Annotated in this window: 20 protein-coding genes and 1 pseudogene; 11 read left to right on the top strand and 10 right to left on the bottom strand. The window is 53.7% G+C overall.

The annotated features are described in order from the left end of the window. Positions 1 to 50: 50 nt before the first annotated feature. Together EIK79_RS13165 and EIK79_RS13155 are read right to left on the bottom strand one after the other, a co-directional pair. Positions 51 to 3,302, bottom strand: a complete 3,252-nt coding sequence (locus tag EIK79_RS13165) for a DUF499 domain-containing protein (protein WP_185715634.1) — start codon at positions 3,300 to 3,302, stop codon at positions 51 to 53. Positions 3,303 to 3,395: 93 nt separating this feature from the next. After that, the gene (locus tag EIK79_RS13155; RefSeq protein WP_124955567.1) at positions 3,396 to 4,430 is read right to left on the bottom strand and encodes a hypothetical protein; all 1,035 of its coding nucleotides are present in this window, start codon (positions 4,428 to 4,430) and stop codon (positions 3,396 to 3,398) included. Positions 4,431 to 5,135: 705 nt separating this feature from the next. Here EIK79_RS13155 and EIK79_RS13150 point away from each other — a divergent pair. Continuing rightward, a complete protein-coding gene (locus EIK79_RS13150) occupies positions 5,136 to 6,062 on the top strand; it encodes a ParA family protein (RefSeq protein ID WP_233738154.1) in 927 nt (308 codons plus the stop codon). A 2-nt stretch (positions 6,063 to 6,064) separates the two neighbouring features. Further along, positions 6,065 to 6,457: a hypothetical protein gene (locus EIK79_RS13145; protein ID WP_124955565.1), complete on the top strand. Its 393-nt coding sequence runs from the start codon at positions 6,065 to 6,067 to the stop codon at positions 6,455 to 6,457. Between the two features lie 490 nt (positions 6,458 to 6,947). Here EIK79_RS13145 and EIK79_RS18500 read toward each other — a convergent pair whose 3' ends face one another. Beyond that, positions 6,948 to 7,313 carry a hypothetical protein gene (locus tag EIK79_RS18500; protein WP_124955564.1) on the bottom strand — a complete coding sequence of 122 codons (366 nt, stop codon included), beginning with the start codon at positions 7,311 to 7,313 and terminating at the stop codon, positions 6,948 to 6,950. A gap of 20 nt (positions 7,314 to 7,333) precedes the next feature. Next, complete coding sequence (locus EIK79_RS13135; protein ID WP_124955563.1) at positions 7,334 to 8,584, bottom strand: MFS transporter; 1,251 nt, start codon at positions 8,582 to 8,584, stop codon at positions 7,334 to 7,336. A 639-nt stretch (positions 8,585 to 9,223) separates the two neighbouring features. On the opposite strand from EIK79_RS13135, the gene EIK79_RS13130 reads away from it, so the two are divergent. Genes EIK79_RS13130 through EIK79_RS13110 form a run of 5 tightly spaced genes read left to right on the top strand, consistent with a single transcriptional unit; the run spans position 9,224 to position 16,612 of the window. Beyond that, positions 9,224 to 10,723, top strand: coding sequence for an NADH-ubiquinone oxidoreductase-F iron-sulfur binding region domain-containing protein (locus EIK79_RS13130; RefSeq protein ID WP_124955562.1), 1,500 nt, complete (start codon positions 9,224 to 9,226; stop codon positions 10,721 to 10,723). Next, complete coding sequence (locus tag EIK79_RS13125) at positions 10,720 to 11,646, top strand: 2Fe-2S iron-sulfur cluster-binding protein (RefSeq protein ID WP_124955561.1); 927 nt, start codon at positions 10,720 to 10,722, stop codon at positions 11,644 to 11,646. The genes EIK79_RS13130 and EIK79_RS13125 overlap by 4 nt, the downstream gene beginning before the upstream one ends. Beyond that, the gene (gene fdhF / locus EIK79_RS13120; RefSeq protein WP_185715633.1) at positions 11,643 to 13,913 is read left to right on the top strand and encodes a formate dehydrogenase subunit alpha; all 2,271 of its coding nucleotides are present in this window, start codon (positions 11,643 to 11,645) and stop codon (positions 13,911 to 13,913) included. The genes EIK79_RS13125 and fdhF overlap by 4 nt, the downstream gene beginning before the upstream one ends. A 1-nt stretch (position 13,914) precedes the next feature. Next, the gene (locus tag EIK79_RS13115) at positions 13,915 to 14,649 is read left to right on the top strand and encodes a DUF1641 domain-containing protein (RefSeq protein WP_124955559.1); all 735 of its coding nucleotides are present in this window, start codon (positions 13,915 to 13,917) and stop codon (positions 14,647 to 14,649) included. Positions 14,650 to 14,656: 7 nt separating this feature from the next. Continuing rightward, complete coding sequence (locus EIK79_RS13110; RefSeq protein ID WP_124955558.1) at positions 14,657 to 16,612, top strand: molybdopterin oxidoreductase family protein; 1,956 nt, start codon at positions 14,657 to 14,659, stop codon at positions 16,610 to 16,612. A 38-nt stretch (positions 16,613 to 16,650) separates the two neighbouring features. Here the strand turns inward: EIK79_RS13110 and EIK79_RS13105 are convergent, their stop codons facing one another. After that, complete coding sequence (locus EIK79_RS13105) at positions 16,651 to 17,130, bottom strand: DUF6789 family protein (RefSeq protein ID WP_124955557.1); 480 nt, start codon at positions 17,128 to 17,130, stop codon at positions 16,651 to 16,653. A 413-nt stretch (positions 17,131 to 17,543) separates the two neighbouring features. Between EIK79_RS13105 and EIK79_RS13100 the strand changes: the two genes are divergently transcribed. From EIK79_RS13100 to EIK79_RS13085, 4 genes are all read left to right on the top strand, one after another. After that, positions 17,544 to 17,933, top strand: a complete 390-nt coding sequence (locus EIK79_RS13100) for a DUF2267 domain-containing protein (RefSeq protein WP_124955556.1) — start codon at positions 17,544 to 17,546, stop codon at positions 17,931 to 17,933. A 377-nt stretch (positions 17,934 to 18,310) separates the two neighbouring features. Next, positions 18,311 to 18,778 carry a universal stress protein gene (locus tag EIK79_RS13095; protein ID WP_124955555.1) on the top strand — a complete coding sequence of 156 codons (468 nt, stop codon included), beginning with the start codon at positions 18,311 to 18,313 and terminating at the stop codon, positions 18,776 to 18,778. 265 nt (positions 18,779 to 19,043) lie between these two features. Then, positions 19,044 to 19,502 carry a pyridoxamine 5'-phosphate oxidase family protein gene (locus tag EIK79_RS13090; protein ID WP_124955554.1) on the top strand — a complete coding sequence of 153 codons (459 nt, stop codon included), beginning with the start codon at positions 19,044 to 19,046 and terminating at the stop codon, positions 19,500 to 19,502. A gap of 161 nt (positions 19,503 to 19,663) precedes the next feature. After that, complete coding sequence (locus tag EIK79_RS13085; RefSeq protein ID WP_124955553.1) at positions 19,664 to 20,113, top strand: pyridoxamine 5'-phosphate oxidase family protein; 450 nt, start codon at positions 19,664 to 19,666, stop codon at positions 20,111 to 20,113. Positions 20,114 to 20,249: 136 nt separating this feature from the next. Here the strand turns inward: EIK79_RS13085 and EIK79_RS13080 are convergent, their stop codons facing one another. The 5 genes and pseudogenes from EIK79_RS13080 to EIK79_RS13060 all read right to left on the bottom strand — a co-directional run bounded on the left by EIK79_RS13080 (position 20,250) and on the right by EIK79_RS13060 (position 23,231). Next, positions 20,250 to 20,915, bottom strand: a complete 666-nt coding sequence (locus EIK79_RS13080; protein ID WP_124955552.1) for a cytochrome c biogenesis protein CcdA — start codon at positions 20,913 to 20,915, stop codon at positions 20,250 to 20,252. A 4-nt stretch (positions 20,916 to 20,919) separates the two neighbouring features. Further along, entirely contained in the window at positions 20,920 to 21,483 is a 564-nt protein-coding gene (locus tag EIK79_RS13075; RefSeq protein ID WP_124955551.1) for a TlpA family protein disulfide reductase, read from the bottom strand. Further along, a pseudogene (locus EIK79_RS13070) lies at positions 21,484 to 22,166 on the bottom strand (SCO family protein). It abuts the gene before it with no gap. A gap of 23 nt (positions 22,167 to 22,189) precedes the next feature. Further along, entirely contained in the window at positions 22,190 to 22,327 is a 138-nt protein-coding gene (locus EIK79_RS13065) for a hypothetical protein (protein ID WP_185715632.1), read from the bottom strand. Between the two features lie 142 nt (positions 22,328 to 22,469). Next, complete coding sequence (locus tag EIK79_RS13060; protein WP_124955550.1) at positions 22,470 to 23,231, bottom strand: DsbA family protein; 762 nt, start codon at positions 23,229 to 23,231, stop codon at positions 22,470 to 22,472. Positions 23,232 to 23,376 lie beyond the last annotated feature (145 nt).

Below are 23,376 nucleotides of genomic sequence, written 5' to 3'. Positions count from 1 at the left end.
TTTGACCGCACTTGGATCGTTGACTAACGAGTCAATCGACAAACCGCTCTTTAGGCTGGGAAAGGTGACTTGAACTGGATAGTGATGTCGATGTTTGTGGCAGATTCGGGGACGTTCTCCAAAATGTTCGCTGTGGTCTCGTGAGATTGTTCGAGTTCGAGTTGCAGATCCGTGTGTGCCTGCTGGAACGCGGCGACGCCTTGGAGTCCGCTCGGTGCCGCGTCCTCGCCGTCGGCGTTGAACGAGAGCGAGCCGTAGGCGACGGTGCCCGATTCGTGTGATTCGTGCCACTTTTGGCGCATCTCGGCGGGGCTGTCACCCTGATATTCGAAGGTCCAACCTGTTTCTGGCGGGATACGGAAGCCAGCGCCAGAGAACCAGTCCGTGGGATCCTCCGATCCCGTCGCGCCGACGACGTAGTGGGGCTCTTCCGTTCCGAGGTTGGCGAGCAGGAAGTGCTTGACTGCAGCTTCGGGCTGGCCCGCAGCACACTCTTTCTGGATCCGTTCTACTTTGAACGTGTCTTCCTCACTGAGATCGCTGATGTAGTGCAGGATCCGCTTGCCGATGTCGTTGGAAACCATCGGGGCGACGACGACAGATGTCGGATCACGATTCCCGAAGCTGCTGACGTAGTCGCCTCCGGTTTTGAGTTTGTACCCTTCGGAGAGAAGCGTACTCACTGCGCTGCGGAACGCAGATTCGGTACTATCCTGTGAGAGATACACCTCGGCGTCCTCGCGAATCGTCGTGAGCACTTGGCTGGTGTCGGCCGCACCAGCGGCATCAACCGACTCCTCAATGCGGGTACGAACCTCGCTTGGACCGATCGTCTCGGCGTCCGTGACATCGCGGAGTATCGTGCCTAAACGCACTTTGTCGAGGATTTCATTGCCGCTGGTGAGGACGTACTGATCGTCAGTCGTCAGTCGCCCAGCAGCCATCTTGATGGCGTCGTCTGGGTCTTGATCGTAGATCCACACATCGGTCCGCTTGCGAAGATCAAGGTTGAACGACCCGAGATCGACTTCCTTCGTTCCACTGCCGAATCGACCCCGGAGTTCCGATTCGACGTTTTCGATCGACCACTTCTCAACGTCGCTCTCCAAGACGAGCACCGTGTCCTGATTCAGACCACGGAGTTCGTCCGTGAAGCCGTTATTGTCGTAAGCCAAGATCGGTTTGTCCTCAAGCCCGTTCTCGACGGCGTCGACGACTTCCTTGACATTCCCTGGAATAGGACACGTCGGGTCCATCAAGAACCGCTCGTAGATAGCATTGATAGTCGTCTCGGAGCGACTGTCGAGGCGCTCGCGGACGATATCCCAGACGTGGCGCTGGAGATCAAAGGGATCAGCTTCCGCCGCCGCAGCGATGTTGCTGGCGTTCAGGACGGGCTGGGTGCCGACGAAGTTCTCCAGTGACATCTCGGCCGCATAGTCGAACTCGTTGAGAAGGTCGTCGCCGTCGATGATTTCCCCGTAAGCACTTTTTAGACGTTCGAAGAGGTCATCCTCGTACTCATCGTGGAGCGTAGTGATCTTCTCACGAATTTCCTCGGCCAAGTTTTCGTCTTCTTTTCGGATCTCTGCTCCGATGACCTCCTTTGCCTTCCCGAGGAATTTCTCTTGCTGGGCGGTAGGAGAGATCGTCTTACCGCTTTTCGGCTGCACAAATGCGAGCGTGTTCCGCCACTGCCGACCAGTGGGCTGGTTCTTGATGATCTCACTGACAGCGTCCGCGTCCCACGGACTGTTCTTCACGACTGTTTTGATATTTTGGGTATCAGGAACGCGTTCGAGTTCATCGGTGGCGTTGAAACCGACCGTATGCGCCCCCGAACCAAACAACGTTTCGACAGTGTCACCGATTCGTTCTATCGCGTCTCCGTCATCGACATCGCGGGCGGCGTTCTTCACGAGCGATCGCGGATTTTCATCTTCGCGGATAACGTAGCGGTCGTCAGAGCGCCAGAGGTGGTATACCTCGCCCTGAAGACGTTCGAGGTCAACGATGATGTCGTTAATGCGGTCGCCGGCGTGATAGGTCCCGACAACGATGTCAGAAGTAGTTGCCCCTTCTGCGAGACCGGGAGTGAGCGAGTAGATGAGAACGGTACTGAGGATGGATCGGCCGTAAACGATGTTTGCGCCGGCGAGGCGCTCTTGACTGTCGTCGTAACACCGGTTCGGCCGGGAATGTTCGACGTTGATGCGGGTGAGTTCGTCGTTGTACTCGACGGCGTCGACTGTGCCGTGGGTGATGAGATCGGTGTTCTGGTGCTGATCGAAGAGCACCTTCGCGAAGAGATAGAGCATTCCTCGGGTCGCACCCGACTCGGTCTCCGCGAAGTAGCGGGTTTTCAGCGAATCGATGAGAATCGGGTGAAACGGGTAGGTGTCGTACATCTCCTCGCGGAGACCGTCAGGAAGGTCAACGTAGTCCGTGTCCGCGTAGGCTTCGATGTACTGATCGACGAGCGTGCGCATCGCTGAGCGATCGTCAATGGAGTCGACGAGTCGGTGACGGAGAACATCCTGAATGTCGACTTGGTTGGACATATTAACTTGTACGCGTTCGGGTTCCCGGGACAGGATGTCGTGGACATCTGATCCTTCACGGAGCACGGAGACAAACGCGAATAACTCCGTGTCCGGGCGAGAGGTTGTCTCGAAAAGCGCTTGTAGAAATCCGCGGTTCGCGTCCTTTCGTCGTCCGCTGAGCGACCCGAACCAGTCTTCGAGTTCGTCCATGAAGAACGCAACAGTGCGATCACCGACCGCGTCCTGAATGACATCGATCGTCGGGTACCCTCCATCCTCGTCGTACTCTTGTTCGTCCGATTCGTAATCCAACTGTTCGAACAGCGGTTCCCAGAGATACTCGTACTGCTCTTTTTGGAGGGAGACGACGACCGGGAGGGCGTCATCGGGAAGCGCATCTCCGAGTCCCTCAATGCGATCAGCGGCCCAATCGCCCACCACATCGGGCGAATTGAAGCAGTGGTACAACGCCACCATCTGATGGGACTTCCCGGTCCCATAGGGACCGTACAGCTCGTGGAGGCGGTTGTTGTCCTTGCCGTGACGTGTGTCACGGAGTCGCTTCAGGGAGTCCCCCAGTCCCCCAGTCAAGAGCGTCCGATTGAAGAATCGCTCTGGGTTGGATTCTAGGGTATCGGTATTACTGTCAACATCGTAGAGACGAATTTGACCCTTGATGAGGCCGTCGCCCTCGGTGAGCTCGGGACTGAGCGACAGCACGTCGTCGATTTTGGTTTTGAGAGTTCCTTCTGTGCTCATGTATGCACGACACGATGAGCGACTATCATATATAGGCATGCATTATAGAGAACAGTATTTAATATTAATTGAGATTAATATGAATATTCCTTCTCAATGTAGGTTGGATAGCTGTCGGGTAAAGATCTCACCGGACGCCGTCGCAAGCAGCGGGGTTGCGATCATCAGCGAACTCTCAGCGTAGTAGGCGGCGCTATCGAACCGGGTCATCCAACACAGGGCACACAAAATCACACCAGTTTTGAGTATTGGATTGACCTCCGCGAATCCCCGGTTGTGCCACGCTGTCAATACGAAACTGTACCAGCCGATAATGAGTGCGTGGCGCTGTCCAGAGATAGTCGCCCAGATCTCTGCCGGGTCAGTTTCGAGCCCGGTCCATGTTAACTGTCCGTGCCGGTCGCTGTACCAAAACAGATGTGTAACGATATCTCCTGGTTGGAACACTAACCCCAGAAGAAACAGTCCACCGACGCCCGCCGTCACGGTCAACTGTTTGAACCGTCGTTGCAGTCCGTATGTGAGAAAGATCGTAGCCACAGCGTACGCGGTGAGCGAAAACTGTTGTAAGCCCGCTACGCCGAGAAGCGCTCCTGTCACTACTGGCCACCGAAACCGATCCGACCGATCACAAAGCGCAAGATGGGTAGTGATGAATGCGGTGAGGATGAATGGCAGCACGAACGGATATTGCCACATTTCGGTGGCATAGCCGTATAATGGGATGGCAAATTGGATCGATACAGTCACAAAAACGACCGCGATAGCTCCAGCCATCGGTCCGCTGATCACGCTCGCGAACCCGTATATTGCTACTGGAATCACTACATAAAGGATAAGGATGGTGTACACCACGGCTGTATGAGAAGTAGCATGGCCGAGGGCCGTGTACACCGTCGCCAGTCCGACATAGCGCAACAGTGGGTCCCACGTTGTCCCGAGAGTTGTCCAATCACTAGCTAACCGCCGGGCCTCTTTGACGATAACTGTTGCATCACTCTGCGGTAGTCCAGAGGACAATTCGGAAAAGTGCTCCAAGCCGGTACCCACGAGTATTGTCGCCGCCATGAGGAGGAAGATGGATTCGACGAGATAGCGACGGTTGCTACTCGGTGTAAGAAATGACATCAATAATGCATCAATAAGTGAAAGGCATATTAGTTTCGAAGACGAATCAACAATTGTGATTTACTGGTCAGTCGAGCGGTGAGCTTGACATAACCCATTATTCAACAACAGTAGTTTCGAATTGAATCGAACGTCCGACACATGGGCAACCAGAGCCCGTAGTTTGCATATGAGTCGCGGAATCTGAGTAGGGAATCAGGAGAGGATAGAGATCTTTTGTATCCAGTAGATCGCTCTACAATTTTCACGATCCCGTTACCAGAACCATCGATTTCCGATGGTATTCTCGACCGCGAGTCTGCAGACGAGCGGCAGGGTGGGATAGCTCACTGAAGAAGCACAGTGATATCTTCTCACAGAGAAACTCCATGAGATTCTCAGTCCCCTGTGTCATGCTATTTCAAACTATCCATATGTGTGGAGATCTCAATTCACACAAACAAGAAGTTGTCTGAAAGTACAATTATGTAGATATATACTCCAACCTATACGAATTCCCTAATAGATATCTGTACAGATATCTGACTATGTACCTATGTAGATACCCTCATATACAGCTGTATATCCTGAGATATACCTAACTCAGAATGTTCGCTGGATCACTCGTACACATATTTATTTCTTTATTGTTCAGTAGCAACCAACGTCTGACGCAATTATATGTGGATGCATATCCACCCACGTCATATGGTCCGGGCTGTAACCATGACTAGCGAATCTGGCGGTGAGGGGAAAACATTCATTGCAACCAATCTATCAGCAGCATTGGCTCGCCGGGGAAATGATGTCCTTGCTATTGATTGTGATCCCCAAAACGGATCACTCACATCACATATCGGCGGAGGAGAATGGAAGAACCTCAAAACGCAGGACGACGCCAACATCGTCAACTGTCTCACAGGTGATGAGGAAATAACGAACTGCATCTACGAAGGGCCTGGCTTCGACTTCGTTCCGGGTCACGAATCACTAGCCAATCTCGAACAAATGACGGCTGTCGACCGCAGTATTCAAATGCCACAATCATTGCTTCGTAATCAGATTGAGAAACTAACTGATGACTATGACTATTTTATTATCGATCCACCTGCGACACTCTCATTGCCATTAGACAACGCACTGTTTGCTGCGCGGAACGTACTCGCGCCAGTGGAACTCTCCCAAAAAGGTATCGACAACATTCGAGGATTGGAGCGGACACTTGACTCCATGGAAGACGGTCTCGAAGAGGCCGGTATCGATATCAATATCAACATCCTTAGTGTTATCCCAAACCTCATCGGCGATTCGAACATTTACGATGCGATTCGGGATGAGCTCACAGACGACGGTGCCCTTCTCACACCATTCTCATTCAGAAATAGAGATGTGCTGAAATACGCGTGGAGAGAACGTGTTGATCTCTTCACGTACAATCAGATGAATGAATCAGAGTTCATACACAGTGAGTGCCGACCGATGTACGATTATGAAGTGGACCTACTCGTCAAAATCGATCGATTAGCACAACTGATCGAAGAAGAGTGGACGCCGGCCGACGGCTACGATGATACTGATGTCATCGATCAGTGGAACGCAATCGTCAGCGAATATCCTGGCTATGAAGAGCGAATAGCTGTGGGGGCGAACTGATCATGGGCAAGAACGATCGTTACAGTATCGAATCAGCTGATGATGGACTCGGTGAACGCAACACCGAAAGTGAAGACACAACCACGGACAGAACCGGTGATTCGGCATCACAAACACATGATGCAGAGCAGGACAATAAACCATCTCTCACTCCCGATAACCTTCCGTACGCCCTTCGTCGCAACAGCCCCAGTGATGACCGCGAACAGCTCAGTGTGAAAGTCCGCGACGATGTCCGATGGAGCATCGAAGACTTTGAGCAAGAAGCAAAACGCGAATTCAAGAACGACGCCGTGTATGATATCGATGTGCGTGAGTATCTCATCAAAGCTGGACTGAAAAACACAGATGATGCATTCAAAGCCATGCGCGAAGATGGCTTCGGGATCAAGTGACGTTGAGAAATGACACAGCCGTCGATGCCCTGAACCACGTCACCGTGAAAGACACACAATTCATAGCAGGTAAAATATATTAAGTGGTGCAAAGATAGCGATTCAACTCCGGTTTCAGTCGCTGATTTTCCCACTACGACCGCATAACTATCCTCGTTTGTGAAGAACGACACATCTATAATATTGTGATCAAAAGATATCATGTTGGGCAATGAAGCTGAAGATCCACCGTGTCGGTGAAATGTGTACTTGGTTGGTCCCCTCCTCCAGTATCTCTGGCAGTGTCTCAACAGCGCGATAAAATATGCTATTACAGGAGTGAAAAAAGTAGTTGCTGGGCTCAGCCTGATCGCGCTCGGGTGGCTTGGCATACTGATGTTCGAACATTTCGTACAGCCGGCCTTGATTAGCATCCATCCGATGTTCGCTGACCAGCCAGCAGCGTCAGCGGTATAAGTCGACGAGCAGATTCTCCTGCCGAGTTTGCGCTCTATGCAACCATTTTCATTACCATCACTACAGCGTATTCACTGAAGTTGGGAATAAGAGAGGCTTTCAATTCCGGTATCAGAGCGGGCGTCGCAGAATTCATCCTGATGGCCCTTCTGGCACCGCTCTTTCCGTACCTCCCATCGCTGATTACTCTTGGAGAAATCGCCGTGTCGATCCTCCCAGCATGGATGCTTCCTGGAGGGTACGGGGACGAATGATTTACTGTAGGGCCAATCGTCAGCGGTTGCCTGACTGCGGCAGTTGTGCCCGTGTCGTGGTCGATTCGACCAGAAAACCGATATTCAATCATCGCATTGGCTAGCCCTACACCCTCGAAGACTTCAGCAGAGATAGCGACAGACAACGGGCAGCGTCTGTAACTACCTACTTAGCAGTTCCTGAAGTAAGAGATCCCAGAGTTTGCTCTGAATCGCCACTCTGGGGGGCCGTGCCCCAGCGAAAGAGAGCTGCCCCGAGAACAGTGAGGACACCCAGCGTGATGAAAGGAAAAACGGAGCCGCCGACTACGCGATGGAGCGCGCTTGCCGTGAGCGGTACAAGGAACGCGGAACCGGCCGTGGCAATGTTGATCAAGCCAACCGTCGCGGTTGCATTCTCAGAGCCAAAGCGGGTGAGGACGATCGGTGACCAGAGCGAAGCGAGAGGACCAAGAGCAATACCAAATCCAAAGAGAACGATGTAGATGAAAAGGTTTGAGTGAGCAAATGGGAACACGAACGCACAGACACTGGCGAGTACTCCACTTGCTACAAAGGTCTTACGCTGACCGACCCGATCTCCGATGACCCCACCCCCAACGCGGGTGAAAACACTGATCCCGCCGATGATGCTGAGCCCAGCGGCAGCGATCTCGACATCGATACCATTCGCCGTGAGAATCCCAGTGAGATGGGACGAAAGAACGTAGTACCAGCCAAACGCAAGGGCAAACCCGATCGCCGTGCACAGAAACCGTGCGTCACCGATCCTCGCGTGGAGCCACGCCGTGTCGACCGTGGTTGCGTTCTGCGAGCCACCAGACGGTCGATGGTAGACGATGCTTGATACGAATACGAGAACGGCGGCCACGCCGATGACGACAGCGAAGGCGGTACGGAGACCGGTCCGGTCCAACAGCCAAAGCCATGCAAACGGCAATACGAGCGGACCGAAACCGATTCCCGTCATCGTGAGACTCGTCGCAAGCCCTTGATAGGCGTCGAACCACTGTGGCACGAGCGAAATAACGATCGTGAACGCCGTACCCCCCGCCGTACCAAGGAGTGCGAACGCGACAATGACGCCGACGTACGAGTTGACGATCTGAAGGAGGGCGGTGGCAACAGCGAGACCGACGCCAGCCGTTGCGAGAACAGGACGAAGGGGGAACCGGGCGGCGAACACGCCAAAAAGCCCACCAACCATGAGGAAGAATGCAGTCGTGATTGAAAAGATCGACGAGGCCTGCAATGCAGAGAGACCGAAGGTCGCGGCGAGGCGGTCGGCGTAGACGGTGAAGGTGAAGACAGCCCCCCAGATCGTTGTGAGGATACAGATGCCGAGTCCGACGATCAGCCACCCTTGCGCGGAATCGAGGGCCTCCTCACGTGCGGTCGACAGCTCGGTTGCCGTCATTGTCTGTCTCTCCTAGTGCCGCTGTGGCACGCTGTCTGTCTGTAAGGTTCGATCGTCCTTTGAGAAAGTTGTCCGTCAACGGTAATAGCTAGATCATTCATTATCAAAGTATTCATCCGTATCACAAAGTTCACCTCTAGTTACTTGTACTGAGAAGGCACAGCCCATCGTTGTTTTGGTTGAATATTGAAGCGGATGGTGCTTGAACAACTGGTAAGGGTCTGGTGGTGTCACTCACTAGATGTCCCTGAAACAGTATCTCTAATCCGGTTGCTGTCCAGCGCGGCCACTGATTCTTCCCTCACTTCGCTATCTCTCATTGCACCATTGGAGTCGAGATTCAAGCAACATTCAAGCACGAACGCTTGAATATTGAGGTCAACTGTCGAGTCGATACGCCAGTCGCTTCGAGAGTGTTACAATTGTACGCGCGTAATGAATTTCAGAGTACATCCCCCTTCAGGGTGGCAGTAGCTCGCCCCTGAACGGAATCTAACGACAAATAGGAACACTAAATTATTCATATTAGTATTATCTAACATGTGAATATTATACTATAATCTTTTACACTTCATTATTTCCATTTGGAAAGTATTATCTGTCCTACAACGGTATATTTTACTATGCGAGGTATCGAGAATGGCTGAACACATTCTTTCGGAATCGGTTGTTCTACGGATAGCGGAGAGTACTCCAGAACAAGAAGTATTGAAAGCAGTTGCATCAGCAACGTCGATTCCAGTCGTGAAAGTGGGGACGACTGGCTATCCCGTTCTCGAACCGCTCGTGCTCCTAACAAAGAACGGACAGACAGCGTTCTACACGTCGTGTTCTCCGGAGGAGGCAGCCGAGATAGCTACCACCCTTGACAATGGCAATCTCCGTATTGAGGACGCTGACGCTATTGTTGAACATCCTCCTGAGCGTCCGTACCTTCCGGTCCCTGATCTCTGGCCGCTTCAGACCGGTGCGCGAACCGTATTGCGCCGGTGTGGCTGGCTTCGACCGACACATCCCGAAGATTACCGAATATCCGGAGGGTTCGAGACGGTTGATTCAGATACTGACACTGTAATGAGTGCAGCACACAGTGTCACTGGGCGCGGCTGGGGTGACGCTATGACCAATACTCCTGTCGGTACCTCATGGAACCGTAGTATCGACGCAGACGGCGATCCGGCGGTCGTCGTCAACGCTCATGGCTCTCCCGGAGACAGACTCTTATTAGAATCAGTGCCGTTCCTTCCACTCGAAGGAGCACTCGCAGCGGCGCAAGCCGTCGACGCAAGCGACATCATCGTTTATCTCTCGGAGGCTGATGAACAGGCTCTCGAATGCGTTACTGCAACAGTCGAGAACCTGCCGACGACAGACACGATGGTACATGTCGTGACAGGGCCTGATGAGTATCGCGCTGCCGAACCGACAATGGCACTCGAAGCCATTGAGGGGAGTCAGCGGTTGGAAGCACGCCTACGACCTCCGACTCCGGATATCGAAGGAGTGTACAGTCGACCGACGCTCATTCACACGCCACGGACGCTCGCACAGATCGTTCACGCAGCATCCGGTGCTTCCCCCACGCGCATCGTAACGGTTCGTGGTGATGTCCAGCACGAAGCGACCATCGAGATTCCCGAGGACGGGTCACTTGCGACTGCACGTACGGCCGTCACCGTTGATGGTGTGTTCAAGGGTGCGTGCGTCGGTGGTCAGTTCGGTGGTTTGACACCGGATCTGGATATCGCCCCGACACCCAACGCGCTTGATGCTGCCGACTTAGGGACAGAGGGCATCATCTCCATACTCAACGAAGATCGGTGTCTCGTCGCCCACGTTGGTGAACAATCACGGTTCGCACGGGACGAAAACTGTGGGCGCTGCGTTCCCTGTCGTGAGGGGACAGTGCAACTGACGAAGCTACTGCGTGAAGTGTACGACGGCTCATTCCGACCGGACGATATTGAGGAATTACTCCGTGTTATGCAGTCGTCGAGCATGTGCGCGTTCGGCCGTGACGCCACGCGACCCGTAGCGACGGGGCTTGATCACTTCGAAGATGAGTTTGTCGCCCACGCTGACGGTCGGTGTCCGACAGGAACGTGCACTACAGAACCACAACACGAGGTACCACAATGAGTTCCGAATTCGCGCGCGACGACGTACCGCCACTGACTGAAGCGATACAACCAGGGACAGCGACTGATCCTACGGTCGGAAGTACGGACGCGGCGACCCTGACTGTTGATGGCCACGAAGTGACGCTAGAAGCAGGAGCGACCCTGCTTGATGCCGTTACGGCCGTCGATACTAACGAAGATGTTCCGGCCTTGTGCTCATACGACCGAGAGGACAACATCGGCCCGCGAAGCGAGTGTCGCACCTGTATGGTCAAGACGGATGAACACGGTCTCGTCCCATCGTGTAGCTTTCCCGCTGAGGACGGACTCAACGTCAGGACCGACGCTGTGGCGGCGACTGAAGCCCGCGATGTCAACCTTGATCTCGTGCTGTCGAACCACAACCTGCGATGTACGACGTGCGGGAAGAATGGCCGCTGTGAACTGCAAGACGCTGCCATTGCTAACGATGTTGCGGAGCCCCGCTACGGCGTGCTTGATAACCGCGGAGCCTACGAGCCGATCGACGATTCTTCGTCGTTCATCCAGATCGACCGCAACAAGTGTATTCTCTGTAATCGGTGCGTCGAAGCCTGCAACGATGTTCAGGTTGAAGGGGTTCTACGGCTAGAAGGTAACGGCCAAGACACGCGTATCGGATTCCAGAACGACGCCGAGACAATGGCGGACTCAACCTGTGTCTCCTGTGGTCATTGCGTGACTGTCTGCCCGACTGGCTCGCTGGTTGAAACGGGAATTGTAGACGCAGCGACCCTCCCCGTTCCCGGATTCACCCAGAAGAACAGTATCGGACGATCGATCGAACCATCAGACGAAAATACGGAGCTGATGACGCCAATGAAACAAGACGATTGGTCAGAAAAGGACGGACAGACGAGCACAGAGGCAGCGACTGAGTCCGAATCGGAGGACTGGCCATGAGTAACGATACAAACGGCGTTGCCAGCTACATGCAGCAGGCAAAAGAGCAGGCTTGCAAAAACATCGAACACGTTGCTGAGGATGTCGCTGCCGGAACAATGCCGGAGGGCAAACTGTTCGATATTGCGCAGTCCATCAGCGACAAGCGACTCGACGAGCTAACAGTCGACACGACAACATGTGGTTACTGCGCTGTTGGCTGTCGATTCGACGTGTATTCCGATGGCGATGAAGTTCTCGCCACACGGCCCGCTGATCCCGAGGAGACTCCCGTGAACGGTATCTCCACGTGCGTGAAGGGAAAGTTCAGCTACGGGTTTGTGAACGCCGATGACCGACTGACGAAACCGCTCGTCCGCAATGAGAGCGGTGAATTCCGCACGGCGTCCTGGGATGAGGCTTACAATCGCGTCGTAGCGGGATTCGAGGACATTATGGACAAACACGGTGGCGAGGCGCTGTCCGTCATCGCTTCCTCGAAAGCGACGAACGAGGAGAACTATCTCATGGGGAAGTTCGCCCGGCAAGTGCTCGGGACGAACACAGTCGATAACTGTAATCGGCTCTGTCACTCCTCAACAGTTACAGGGCTCGCAAAGACGTTCGGATACGGGGCCGCGTCGGTGAGTATTGAGGATCTCGAAACGACCGATTGCTATCTCATCACAGGGTCGAATACGACCGAGGCACACCCCGTCATCGGCACCCGCATCAAACAGAACGTTCGTGACGGTAGCGACCTCATCGTGTTCGATCCGCGTGAGGTCCAAATCGCTGAGTACGCCACGCAGTACACTCAGATCACCCCCGGGTATGACGCTGTTTGGATCAATGGCCTTATCCGGTATATCATCGAGAATAACCTCCACGACGCGGCGTTCATTGAGGAACGGACAACGGGGTTCGAGGAGCTAAAAGAGGCAGTGCAGGAGTTCACACCCGAGCTCGTCGAGGAGATTACGGGCGCCCCGGCGGCAGAAATCGAATCTGCTGCTGAAACTGTTGCGACCGCCGATAGCTGTGTATTTGGCTGGACGCTCGGCATCACAGAGCACTCTCATGGGACGGAGAACGTCGCCGCACTGGCGAACCTTGCTGCAGTTACGGGGAACGTCGGCAAACCGGGGGCAGGCGTTTCGCCGTTCCGAGGTCAGAACAACGTGCAAGGTGGTGGCGGTGACATGGGACCCCTCCCAGACAATCTCCCCGGCTACCAGAAAATCTCGAATGACGACGCCCGTGAAACGTTTGAGAACGCTTGGAACTGCGATATTTCAGCCGAGCGCGGCTACTACACGACGGAGATGTTCCATGCAGCGGACGCTGGGGAGCTTCACGGAATGTACTGCATCGGTGAAAATCCCTCACTTTCCGAGCCTGGGAAGGGCCATGGCGAGACGGTCTTAAAGAATATGGAGTTCCTCGTCGTACAGGATCTCTTCCTGAATGAGACCGCAAAATACGCGGATGTCGTATTGCCAGCGTGTTCGTTCCTCGAAAAAGAAGGAACGTTCACGAACACGGATCGGACTGTCCAGAAGGTAAACCCAGTCATCGAACAGCGTGGCGACTCGAAGCCGGACTGGGTGATCTTACAGGAGCTCGCAAATCGACTGGGACGCGAATGGGATTACGAAAACACGGCTGCAATCATGGAGGAGATGCGCCAACTGACCCCGATCTACGGCGGCATCTCTCAAGAGCGCGTCGAGCGCGAAGGAGGTATCCAGTGGCCGTGTTTCGATCTCGACCATCCTGGCACGCAGCGCCTCTATACGGAGTCGTTCAACACCGAGGATGGGAACGCCCATCTCACGCCGGTCGGCTACAGTGAACCGATGGAGACGCCCGGTGATGACTATCCGCTGACGCTCACAACCGGTCGCGTCCTGTATCAGTATCATACAGGAACGATGACCCACAGAGAAGAGGGTATCATGGAGTATAACGATCAGAACTTCGTTGAGATCAATCCGGAGACTGCGGCGGACGACGGCATTATGGATGGTGAGCCAGTTCGTATCGAATCACAACGCGGTGAGATCACCGTACCGGCACAGATAACCGACCGCGTTGGGACGGATACCGTGTTCGTGCCGATGCATTTTGCGGAAAACGCGGTGAACGAGCTAACAGATTCTGAACGCCTCGATCCGGAGGCCAAGACACCCGAGTTCAAGGTGTCTGCGGTCCGCATCAGCTCTGTCGAAGACGAAACAGGGTCCGTTCGCTCCGCGGACGCCGATCCGACTGTGGGGGATGACTAAGATGGCTGATCCCACAACAACCGTCCCAGAGACCGCGATGAACCGGCGCTCGGACCGCCCTCAGGAAGGGACCGAAGCGCTCCGCGCAGTCTTAGAGGAATACGGCAGTGACTACGCGGCCGCCGCCGAGTACACGGACGAACTAGAGGATATCCTCGAAACGGCGGTACTCGTGCTCGCAAGTGCGGACGACGAGGAAGTCGAGTATGTGACGGATTCAGTGGTCACACTCATCGAGGCAGCGGACGCCGTCTCAACTGACGGAACCGTGGCACTCGCTGACGGTGTCAGCGAGAATGCTAGCGAGCTCACGGAGCTTCTCGAAACTGTCGGTCGCCTCCAGCGACAAGGACACGTCGATACGTTCGTTGCTATCACGGAGACGCTGTCGACGTCACTTACGGAGGAAGAAGCAGAGGAACTTGCTGTCGTTCTCGGTGAGAACGGGTCCGAAGTCACGGCGGCCATCGACTCCATGATGGAACTCCAGCGGGAGGGCCACCTCGACGATCTCGTGGAGCTGTCGAAGACGCTGTCCGCTCTTGAGATCGACGAATCGACAGTGACCGGCCTGAACCGTGTGCTAAACGCTGTCGGAGAGGCCGAGCATGATCCAGAACCGATCGGCCTGTATGGATCTGTTCGCTCGCTCACTCGACGCGATGTACGCACCAGTCTCGGCTATCTCATGAATGTGCTAAAAGCTCAAGGTCGTCGACTCAGAAAAGGCCCGTAAGAAACAGATGACTGACCACCCCGATCGATCCGTTACCGCAACCGAGTCGGTGTGTCCGCTCTGTGCGGTGGGATGTCGTCTTGCCCACAGTGAAGGGGGTCGTGCAAAAGGTCGTGAAGGCCCAGCGAACCCGAACGGCCGCCTCTGTCAGAAGGGGGCAACGGCGTTCGAAGCCGTCCACGCTGACGATCGCCTCACGACACCACTCGTGCGACACAACGGTGATCTCGTCCCGACTGACTGGTCGACGGCGCTCGATCGAGTGGGTAGTGATTTCGAGACCGTGTGTGACGCCAACGGGCCGGACGCACTCGCATTCTTCGGCGCGCCTCGTTGCACGAACGAAGAGAACTATCTTCTCCAGAAACTCGCCCGCACCCTAGGAACGAACAACGTTGATAACCGCGCCCGGCTCTGTCACACCTCAGCGGCGACCGCGCTCGAAAATCGCTTTGGCTGGCCAGCCTCGACGAATCGCCTCGCTGATCTGACGAGCGCCGATCTCCTCCTTGTCGTCGGTGCGAACCCGGCCATTCAACAGCCCGTGGCGTTCGACGCGTTTATCCGGCCGGCCGTTGCCGATGGGACGACACTCATCCATGTCGATCCTCGGCGGAATGAGACGACACGCATCGCTGATCAGCATATCACACCCAGGCCAGGTACAGACGCGCTGTGTTTCCACCTCATCTGTGCACTGCTTGTCGAGCACGGATACATCGACGCGTCGTTCATCAACGACCGCACGAAGGACTACGAAGCATGGAAGGCGTCTCTCAGCGATATCGATATCGACGCCGGGAAACGGACAACTGGCGTTGATACTGAGACGCTTTTCGAACTTGCCGATCGCATCGGAACAGCTGATCGGGTTGCCGTTGCCGGGGGAACCGGCATTGAAGACAGCGGTGATGCGTCCTCGACGGCGGACGCGCTTCTTAACATGCTGTTACTCACCGGCAATGTCGGACGGCCGGGCACGGGGTTCACGCTCCTGCGTGGCCTGAACAACGAACAGGGTGCCGTTGATATGGGCTGTCGACCCGATACACTTCCTGGCCACCAGTCGCTTACGAACGACGCTGCAAGGCGCAGAGTTGCGGACGTTTGGGGGGTCGAGCCACCGTCTACCCCGGGGCATAACGAGCATGAGGCGCTTGACGCGTTCGGTACGGCAGTTCACGGGGCGCTCGTCGTCGGTGAGAATCCAGCGATCGAAAAACGCGACGCTGATTTGGTGACAAGCCAGTTGGACGCACTGGAGACACTCGTTGTTCTCGATGTGTTCCCGAGCGAAACGATGGAGCACGCCGACATTGTCCTCCCAGCAGCGATCGGGTTGGAGAAAACAGGAACAGTGACGAATCTCGATCGGCGTGTGCAGTGGCTGTCGGTCGCTACGTCGCCACCCGGCATGGCGAGAACGGATTATGCGATTCTGGCAGCACTCGGAAAACGACTCGTCGGCAGCGGATTCGCACCCCCCGATCCGGAGGCTGCCTTTGACGAGCTTCGGGCGGTGAATCCGTTGTACGAGAAACTTCCTGACACGGCCGACGAACGCTGGCCGGTAGATAACGATAGTCCCCTTTACGCGGATGGGTTTGCGACCCATGATGGCAAGGCCCCATTTATGCCTCTCACTCAGGTGGTCGCGCTACCGACTGACGACGAACTCGTTCTCGTCGTTGGCAGCCGAGCAGGGGGCTTCGAGGTCGAGCACACAGTTGACAACCGGATACGGCTGAACGTGGATGACGCGACAGTGCGGGGCATCGAAGACGGCGACCGTGTTGTCGTCGCCACTGGCGACAGTACGGTCATGACAACTGCTGCCGTCGGTGATGCTGTCCGCGAAGGGACAGCGTATCTCCACGCAGATGTGGCTGATCCGCTTGTACGGTCAGCGACGGGGACGCCCACCGTCACCGTTGCACTCGCTAAGAATACTCGACACTCCTGACGGACGGCACCGCCCGGCGTTCATCAAATTGTGTTCTGTTAGGAGGATTTAGAACCGAGGAACGTTCTATGTCTACTGAGAAGGTCGTAGACACCACCCAAAACGAGACCGTATAGCAAATACGCGACCAACGTGATGAGTAACAGGAGAGACCCGCCACTACCGTTTTGGCCACCGAGTCCGAACCCGTAAAGAGCACTAACGTATCCAACCCACAGGATGAAACTAAAGACAGCGCCGTGAGTGAGTCCGGTTTCGCCAGGGAGTCCCCAGGTAAATCCACCGAAGAAAAGTGGCCAGGCGATAGCGAATAGGACGATGTACCAGAAGAACGTTATCGCTGCCGCCAGTTGACTTCCTACCTCACAGAAGGGAGGACCTCCGATGGCACACAAACTCGTGAATGTAGCGAACACGAACGGGTTGGTTGTGAGCAGGAAATCAGTGATGAATAAAAACGCTGTCAGTACGACTGTAGCAGCTATTCCACCACCGATGCTGCTTCTGACGGGTTCCATAACTTGTTGTACATTATCTATAGTTATAAAGCATAGTGTCGCTTGGAGGTATCGGGGACTGAATAGATAATAAAAATTAATCACATACTAACAAACATTAATGAACATATATTATAAATATGATAGTGGTCGTCAGAGATAACAATATGTTGATACGGTCCGGAAGGCGGACGCAGCCGTACGATCCGCTGTTCTTATGGCTTCGTACTACCTGGAGACAGACCAGATTCTTAACTCCGATATGATTAGGAGCCGTTACTCGGGTTGTTCACTTCGCGTGGAGTATTTTCTGGTCCGTGCACAGGGAGCAACACGGACCGCAGTAGCCGTCGTTGTTCTTCATCCCAATTATATTCTCCCATACATTAGATGTATATTAGTGGCCTTCGATTAAGATAGGACAGGAGTTACCGATGCATTACGATCAATTCATGGGTCAGGTCCAGAACAGACTGCAACTGAGTGAGGGGGGAAAGGCAGTGCGGTCGACACGCGCTGTCTTGACGACCCTCGGTGAACGACTCCAAGCCGGTGAGGCGAAGGATCTTGCCGGACCGTTGCCGATGGAAGTAGATCGGTATCTCTTAGAGGCGGAGTCTGGTCAACGGTTCCCCCTTAACGAATTTTTCGACCGAGTGAGCGAACGTGCGAACGTCGAACGATCGGATGGTGTTTACCACGCAAAAGCGATTATCGCGCTACTCAATGAAATCGTCCCAGCCAACGAAATGCAACAAGTCAAAGATCAGTTGCCCGCAGGGTATGATCCACTATTCGAGTTGACCGACCGGGAACAATCGTAAACGGGATCACTGTCTCTCTGAGCGCAGCTCGTCGTCAGTAAAGCGCAAAAACAGACCCACAGCCTTGGCGATGGATCAGTTGCGGCCAATTGTGGGACACGACAGACGACCGCGATAATCAGCTCGGTGGCCCAACGATTGCCAGTCGTACGTTCGATCTCCACTGCACCGGGGTAACTAATCTCCCGATCGCGGTGGTGATATTCATTTCACTCATCACTAGTCTAGTGGATCGTGGGGCCACGAAGCCTATAATTTTCTCTTGGTTACGCAACCATATTATTATGATACAATTATTCATATTTTGTTTCTATTTAATAATATATAACAGAGAAATTGAGCAAACAACTTTAGACGGTGATACCGACCCCTACAGTATGAGCGATAGCTCCCTGGAGGAAGAAAACATTCTCGTGCCTATCGATGGGTCGAACGCTAGCAAACATGCATTCGACTATGCGCTCAATTTTCCCGCCGTCAGTATCACAATTCTAACGGTGATCAATCCATTCGACATCGATCCTGTTGCGTCTGGACTGCAATCTCCGAGTGGGAGAGCCGGGATACCGGGGTACTCGCAAGAGTGGTATGAAGAAGTAGAAGAGAAGATCAAATCCTTACACGAACGAAAGCGAGAGCGTGCTGCCGATTCCGATATCACCATCCGTAGTGAGATCCGATACGGATCTTCCGCCCAACAGATCGTGAAATACACCCAAGAACAAGAGATAGATCACGTCATTCTCGGTCGACACAGTAAAGACCCGCTTTCGCGCATGCTTCTTGGCAACGTCTCCGAGTCTGTAGTGCGCCGGGTTCCAGCTGTTGTTACCGTCGTTTCTTGAGACAATTCGCTTCAACCGTGCGGTTCGCACCTCTTCAGCGTTGAAAAGATGATTTACCGGGAACGCGAGTGAGATATCGACTTGCGTACGAAACACGAGAGTCTCCGTGCTTAAATTGGTACAAACACCGTCGGAGGAGCAGAAACAACCTAGGAACGAGACAGACCACACCGATAGCTCGCCACAGAACTATTATATTCATATAAATTTATACATAATTGAATAACTATCTATGATTTAAGTAGGAGTGGACGTATTGTGAATCATGTCGATAGAGGCAATAGCAGAATCAAGTGCTGTTTCAATGACTGACGACCAGATCAAGGAATTTCTGACAGAGGAAGGCGTTGGGATACTTGCTTTTCCAGATGAAGAACTTCCATATCTTGTGCCGATGTCGTTTGGATTTGATGGAAGCTCCACACTGTATTTTATATTTCTGCTGTTCGGTTCAGAAAGCAGAAAAGAAACGTTAGCTACACACGCGGAGAAAGGGCGTTTTCTTGTCTATCGCGCTGAGTCACTCCACGACTGGCAGAGTGTGAGCATCAGCGGTCGTGTCGACAGCGTGGATGATGACGAGTGGGACGCTCTTCGGAACGCTATGCAGAACGCTTGGCACCCTGATATATTCAGCTCTGCCAGTCCGATGCGTGGTGTAGAAGGATACCACTTCCAGATCGATGAATGGACAGGCATCCAACATGGGAGCCCTACTGCTTGACTGCAGTGGTAGTAAAGTGCCATCACGTTGTCTCAGACTGACCTGCTCCGCTATACGCTGATAGACAAATAGTACAATAAACCATATGTCCAACTGATAAACGCTATCCAGATAACAACTACTGGCGAACGTTTTTTTCTGATGCGAGCGAATGAGAAGTGATGGACGATGAAAGTCCAACACAAATGAACAGCGAAGAGCGCGACAAGTTTCTTGAGACTCGGGAAACAGGTGTTATCTCCTTTTCTCGGGGGATCGACAGTCCTCCTCAATCAATCCCAATCTCCTACGGTTACGACCAAGTCGAGCATGATTTTTACTTCCGACTCGCTCCCGGAACAGATAACGTCAGAGCAGACGTCACGGGTCAGGCAGTCACGTTCGTAACCTACGAGCAGACGGACGACGGCTGGCGGAGTGTTATTGCTAGTGGTCAGCTTGAGGATGTCGAGGAAGAATCAATTGCCACCGAAACGCTTGCAGGTCTCGAACGGGTCCATATACCACTCATCGACATGTTCGGCGTTCCGCCTGGAGAGATTCAGTTCGGATTTTATCGCCTTGATCCTGACTCTCTCACCGGACGAAAAGAGTTAAAAACAGAAATTTAAAACAAATGATATTTTTCAGCGAAGTACAGCAACTGGAGACAGATACTCAGCTACCTTCCGATCAGGTGTACCAACCGGTATCCTGCCGGGGATCAAATATTTGCGATTCGAGGACCCTACAGGAGATCGAGCGGCATCAATAGACCACAAGAGTCAGATAAATCTGTCCAATTACAGATATTATCATTACAATACCAGTAAGTTGTTTCAGCCGACCCGAATACGTTGTAAGACGAGAGGCACCCCTCAGCAGCCCCATTCCCGTCGCAACTGTAACCGAAACCATAAGCACGGACACAACAGTTGCGTATGTGAGTACGACGAAGGAAGCCGTTCCAGTCGGTAACGCCATCGAACGCGCAATCACTGCCAAAAATATCGGAGCTACACAGCCTGCACCGGCCAACGCATAGCCCGCCCCGAAGACTCCGAAGCCGAGTACGCTTGATCGTCGCTTTGGGAGTGACGCTGAGATCGATGGTGCGTACCCCGTCACGGCGAAACCCCCAAATATTATTAGCAACACACCAACAAGTGATTCGAAAAACATGATATTCGAAAGAACAGACCGTCCGATCCAAACCGTCGTACCTGTGAGAATACCGAACGTAACAAGAACGCCGGTACCTGCTGCGATACCTCGAACACTCGTGCTGGCAAGTGAAATCTCATCCGAGTCCGCTCGTTTTATATAAAACCCAACATATCCGGAGAGCAGGGGATATGCGCATGGAGAAAAGAACGTTGCTACGCCAGCAGTGAGCGCGAACGAGAGATTTGTGAGTAATGCAGCCTCACTCATATATTTATAGAGCTTGTCGAATGCCAGCGACGAGTTGATCAGCTGTCTTGACCCCAGCTTTTGACCACTGTACCTTCCCAGACGCATCGATCGCCACAGCAGATGGATAGCCCCCCTCAAGGTACCGGGCTGCCAATGCAGCTCGCTGATCAACCCCAAGTAACCAGTTTCCGTCGTGTGTTTTCCACCAGTTGACGAGTTCTCGTTTCGCTACAGAACGTCCAACGGCCTCTGTCGTCACAGAGATAAATAGCACTGAGTTACCGACACGCTTGTTCGCTTCCGCTAGTGCAGGCATCTGCTCGACACACGGTGGACACCATGTTCCGAAGAAATCGATAAAGGTCGACCGATCTGACGCAGGGATTGTCACCTGTCCGTCTCGGCTACCGGGTGCAGTGATAGTCTCAATCGTGATGGGATCAGTTTCTGTTCTATCAGCTGCCTCCCCGTTAGCCTGATGTTCGGATCGATTCTCTACTGAAGGAACCCCCTCGATCGCGACGAGACCGGCACCACCAAGAACACCGATACTCCCCAGTCCAGCAAGAAGCTCCCGTCTGCGCATCTATGCGGTCACCACCTGCTCGAAGTCCTCAACGACACGTGTAACATCAACAGTCGCTCCGTCTGGATACGCCCGTTCGATCACACCCTGGTCGTTAACGAGCAGGATCAGTGTATAGTGAGGGAACGCGTAGTCAAGGTCCTCGTACTTGTCGACATCGGTCTTTTCGATATCGAACCCGAATTTGTCGTTGAGTAGCTCCTTTCCGGCTTTGTACTCGGTTGGCCGTAAAAAGTGCCAATTCCCGGTATCGAGATCAACACCTTGTTCTCCGGCATACGTACGGAGCGCGCCGGCTGTGTCTCGTTCGGGATCAAACGTCACGGGAAGAAAGGCGACCGCCTCACTATACCCGTTCGTCTTGGCAATCTCCTGAGCACGCCGTAATCGTAGTATTAGTGCTGGACACATCCCGTCGGGGCAGTTCGTATAGAAGAACGTCATCATAACTGTCGGTTTCCCTCAAACCGCTCTGTCGAAATTTGCTTGTCGAGTAGCGGATCTGGGAGACTGAGTGCTGGAAGGTCATCGCCGTGGCTTGGGTGGGCTGCGCTACTCAGATCCTGCTCTGGAGGGGCAAGTACCGTACGACCGCCTCCAGAACTCGGCAGCGCGTCGAGACACCCAGCAGTGGCGACGACACTGGATGTGGCAACCGATTGTAGATAGTGACGGCGGTCCATACACGAGGATTGTAGTCGGGTTGCTATACCAAAGTCGGTGATTCACTGAGGTCCGTTGCTGTCCGTGGCTCCTGATCGGCCGCAAGAAGAATACGCCGTGAGTAGTCATCCGCGAGGAGTTGGAAAATAGTCGCAGTAGTTGCGTTCTCTCCACGTTCCATGGGGGCTGTAAACCAGACATCGGCAAAGAAGCGGCGATTTCTCCGACAAAAATAAGAGCCTCTATTGGACACACTAACCAAATAAATAAACATACATTATTACATTCAAAAAGCGTTGTAACTATTTAACTATATTTAGCACTCATGTCTTTTTCACCTGTTGGATAGCGGCTTCGAATCGATCGTAGGGTTGCGCGCCGATGAGTTTCCCCGTCTTCTCGGATTGGCGATTGTAGAGGACAAACGCGGGTGTGCCATTGATACCAAGTGATCGTACCTGCTGGCTATCACTCTCGATTTCTGTCTCGATGGCTTGGCGGTTGGCGCTCATGCACTGGTCCACTGTGTCGGCCGATACGCCACCGACCGCTCGACTGATGTCAAGGAGATTTGCTTTTGAAGCCCACCCGGAATTTGTCTCCCCTTGAGCTTCGAACACCGCCGAGTGCCACCGCCAGTAGGCACTCGGGTCCGATTCTTTCACCTGCCGCCAGACACACTGGTCCATCACTGCAGCCGTCATCGAATCAGAACCGAGATACGGGTATTCGATGAAGATCAGCCGTACCACACCAGATGTGACGTAATTCTGGATAATCTGTGGGAGTGTCTCTGATTCGAATTGCGCACAGTATGGGCACTGATACTCGCTCCAGTAGTACATATCAAGTGGAGCGTCACCCGTTCCCATAATCGGATGGCCGCCCAGTTGGATGCCGAACGCTCCCGCGCCGCTCGCTGCGTACAGTTCACCCGAGACGGATGATGAGTCATCCGATGAGGGAGTAGAAGCACCGTTATCCGACGAGAGGGTAGAAACACCGTAGACACCACCGCCAACGGTAAGCGTAGCCAGTCCGCTAAGGACTGCGCGTCGTCTCGTGATTATCTTTGAGTCACTCATTTTTCTATATTAGTTCGACTTTCGTTTCCGTACGGAGAAATTGTGTGTACAGATCGTCGCAGGAAGGGGAAATCGCAGCGTCATCAGTATTCTTACTCACGCTTAGATTCCCGAGACTGGCTACTAAACACCTAGGCTCATTCTC

The organism is Halocatena pleomorpha (genome assembly GCF_003862495.1).
GTDB classification, from domain to species: Archaea; Halobacteriota; Halobacteria; order Halobacteriales; family Haloarculaceae; genus Halocatena; species Halocatena pleomorpha.
Note: the sequence above shows the minus strand (reverse complement) of the source record. Positions and strands in the feature narration are given on the sequence as shown.

What these genes read in the sequence shown, in the direction of transcription:
- EIK79_RS13165 (WP_185715634.1), bottom strand. Translation starts at nt 3,302, where the DNA reads ATGAGCACAGAAGGAACTCTCAAAACCAAAATCGACGACGTGCTGTCG.
- EIK79_RS13155 (WP_124955567.1), bottom strand. Translation starts at nt 4,430, where the DNA reads ATGTCATTTCTTACACCGAGTAGCAACCGTCGCTATCTCGTCGAATCC.
- EIK79_RS13150 (WP_233738154.1), top strand. Translation starts at nt 5,136, where the DNA reads ATGACTAGCGAATCTGGCGGTGAGGGGAAAACATTCATTGCAACCAAT.
- EIK79_RS13145 (WP_124955565.1), top strand. Translation starts at nt 6,065, where the DNA reads ATGGGCAAGAACGATCGTTACAGTATCGAATCAGCTGATGATGGACTC.
- EIK79_RS13135 (WP_124955563.1), bottom strand. Translation starts at nt 8,584, where the DNA reads ATGACGGCAACCGAGCTGTCGACCGCACGTGAGGAGGCCCTCGATTCC.
- EIK79_RS13130 (WP_124955562.1), top strand. Translation starts at nt 9,224, where the DNA reads ATGGCTGAACACATTCTTTCGGAATCGGTTGTTCTACGGATAGCGGAG.
- EIK79_RS13125 (WP_124955561.1), top strand. Translation starts at nt 10,720, where the DNA reads ATGAGTTCCGAATTCGCGCGCGACGACGTACCGCCACTGACTGAAGCG.
- fdhF (WP_185715633.1), top strand. Translation starts at nt 11,643, where the DNA reads ATGAGTAACGATACAAACGGCGTTGCCAGCTACATGCAGCAGGCAAAA.
- EIK79_RS13115 (WP_124955559.1), top strand. Translation starts at nt 13,915, where the DNA reads ATGGCTGATCCCACAACAACCGTCCCAGAGACCGCGATGAACCGGCGC.
- EIK79_RS13110 (WP_124955558.1), top strand. Translation starts at nt 14,657, where the DNA reads ATGACTGACCACCCCGATCGATCCGTTACCGCAACCGAGTCGGTGTGT.
- EIK79_RS13105 (WP_124955557.1), bottom strand. Translation starts at nt 17,130, where the DNA reads ATGGAACCCGTCAGAAGCAGCATCGGTGGTGGAATAGCTGCTACAGTC.
- EIK79_RS13100 (WP_124955556.1), top strand. Translation starts at nt 17,544, where the DNA reads ATGCATTACGATCAATTCATGGGTCAGGTCCAGAACAGACTGCAACTG.
- EIK79_RS13095 (WP_124955555.1), top strand. Translation starts at nt 18,311, where the DNA reads ATGAGCGATAGCTCCCTGGAGGAAGAAAACATTCTCGTGCCTATCGAT.
- EIK79_RS13090 (WP_124955554.1), top strand. Translation starts at nt 19,044, where the DNA reads ATGTCGATAGAGGCAATAGCAGAATCAAGTGCTGTTTCAATGACTGAC.
- EIK79_RS13085 (WP_124955553.1), top strand. Translation starts at nt 19,664, where the DNA reads ATGGACGATGAAAGTCCAACACAAATGAACAGCGAAGAGCGCGACAAG.
- EIK79_RS13080 (WP_124955552.1), bottom strand. Translation starts at nt 20,915, where the DNA reads ATGAGTGAGGCTGCATTACTCACAAATCTCTCGTTCGCGCTCACTGCT.
- EIK79_RS13075 (WP_124955551.1), bottom strand. Translation starts at nt 21,483, where the DNA reads ATGCGCAGACGGGAGCTTCTTGCTGGACTGGGGAGTATCGGTGTTCTT.
- EIK79_RS13065 (WP_185715632.1), bottom strand. Translation starts at nt 22,327, where the DNA reads ATGGAACGTGGAGAGAACGCAACTACTGCGACTATTTTCCAACTCCTC.
- EIK79_RS13060 (WP_124955550.1), bottom strand. Translation starts at nt 23,231, where the DNA reads ATGAGTGACTCAAAGATAATCACGAGACGACGCGCAGTCCTTAGCGGA.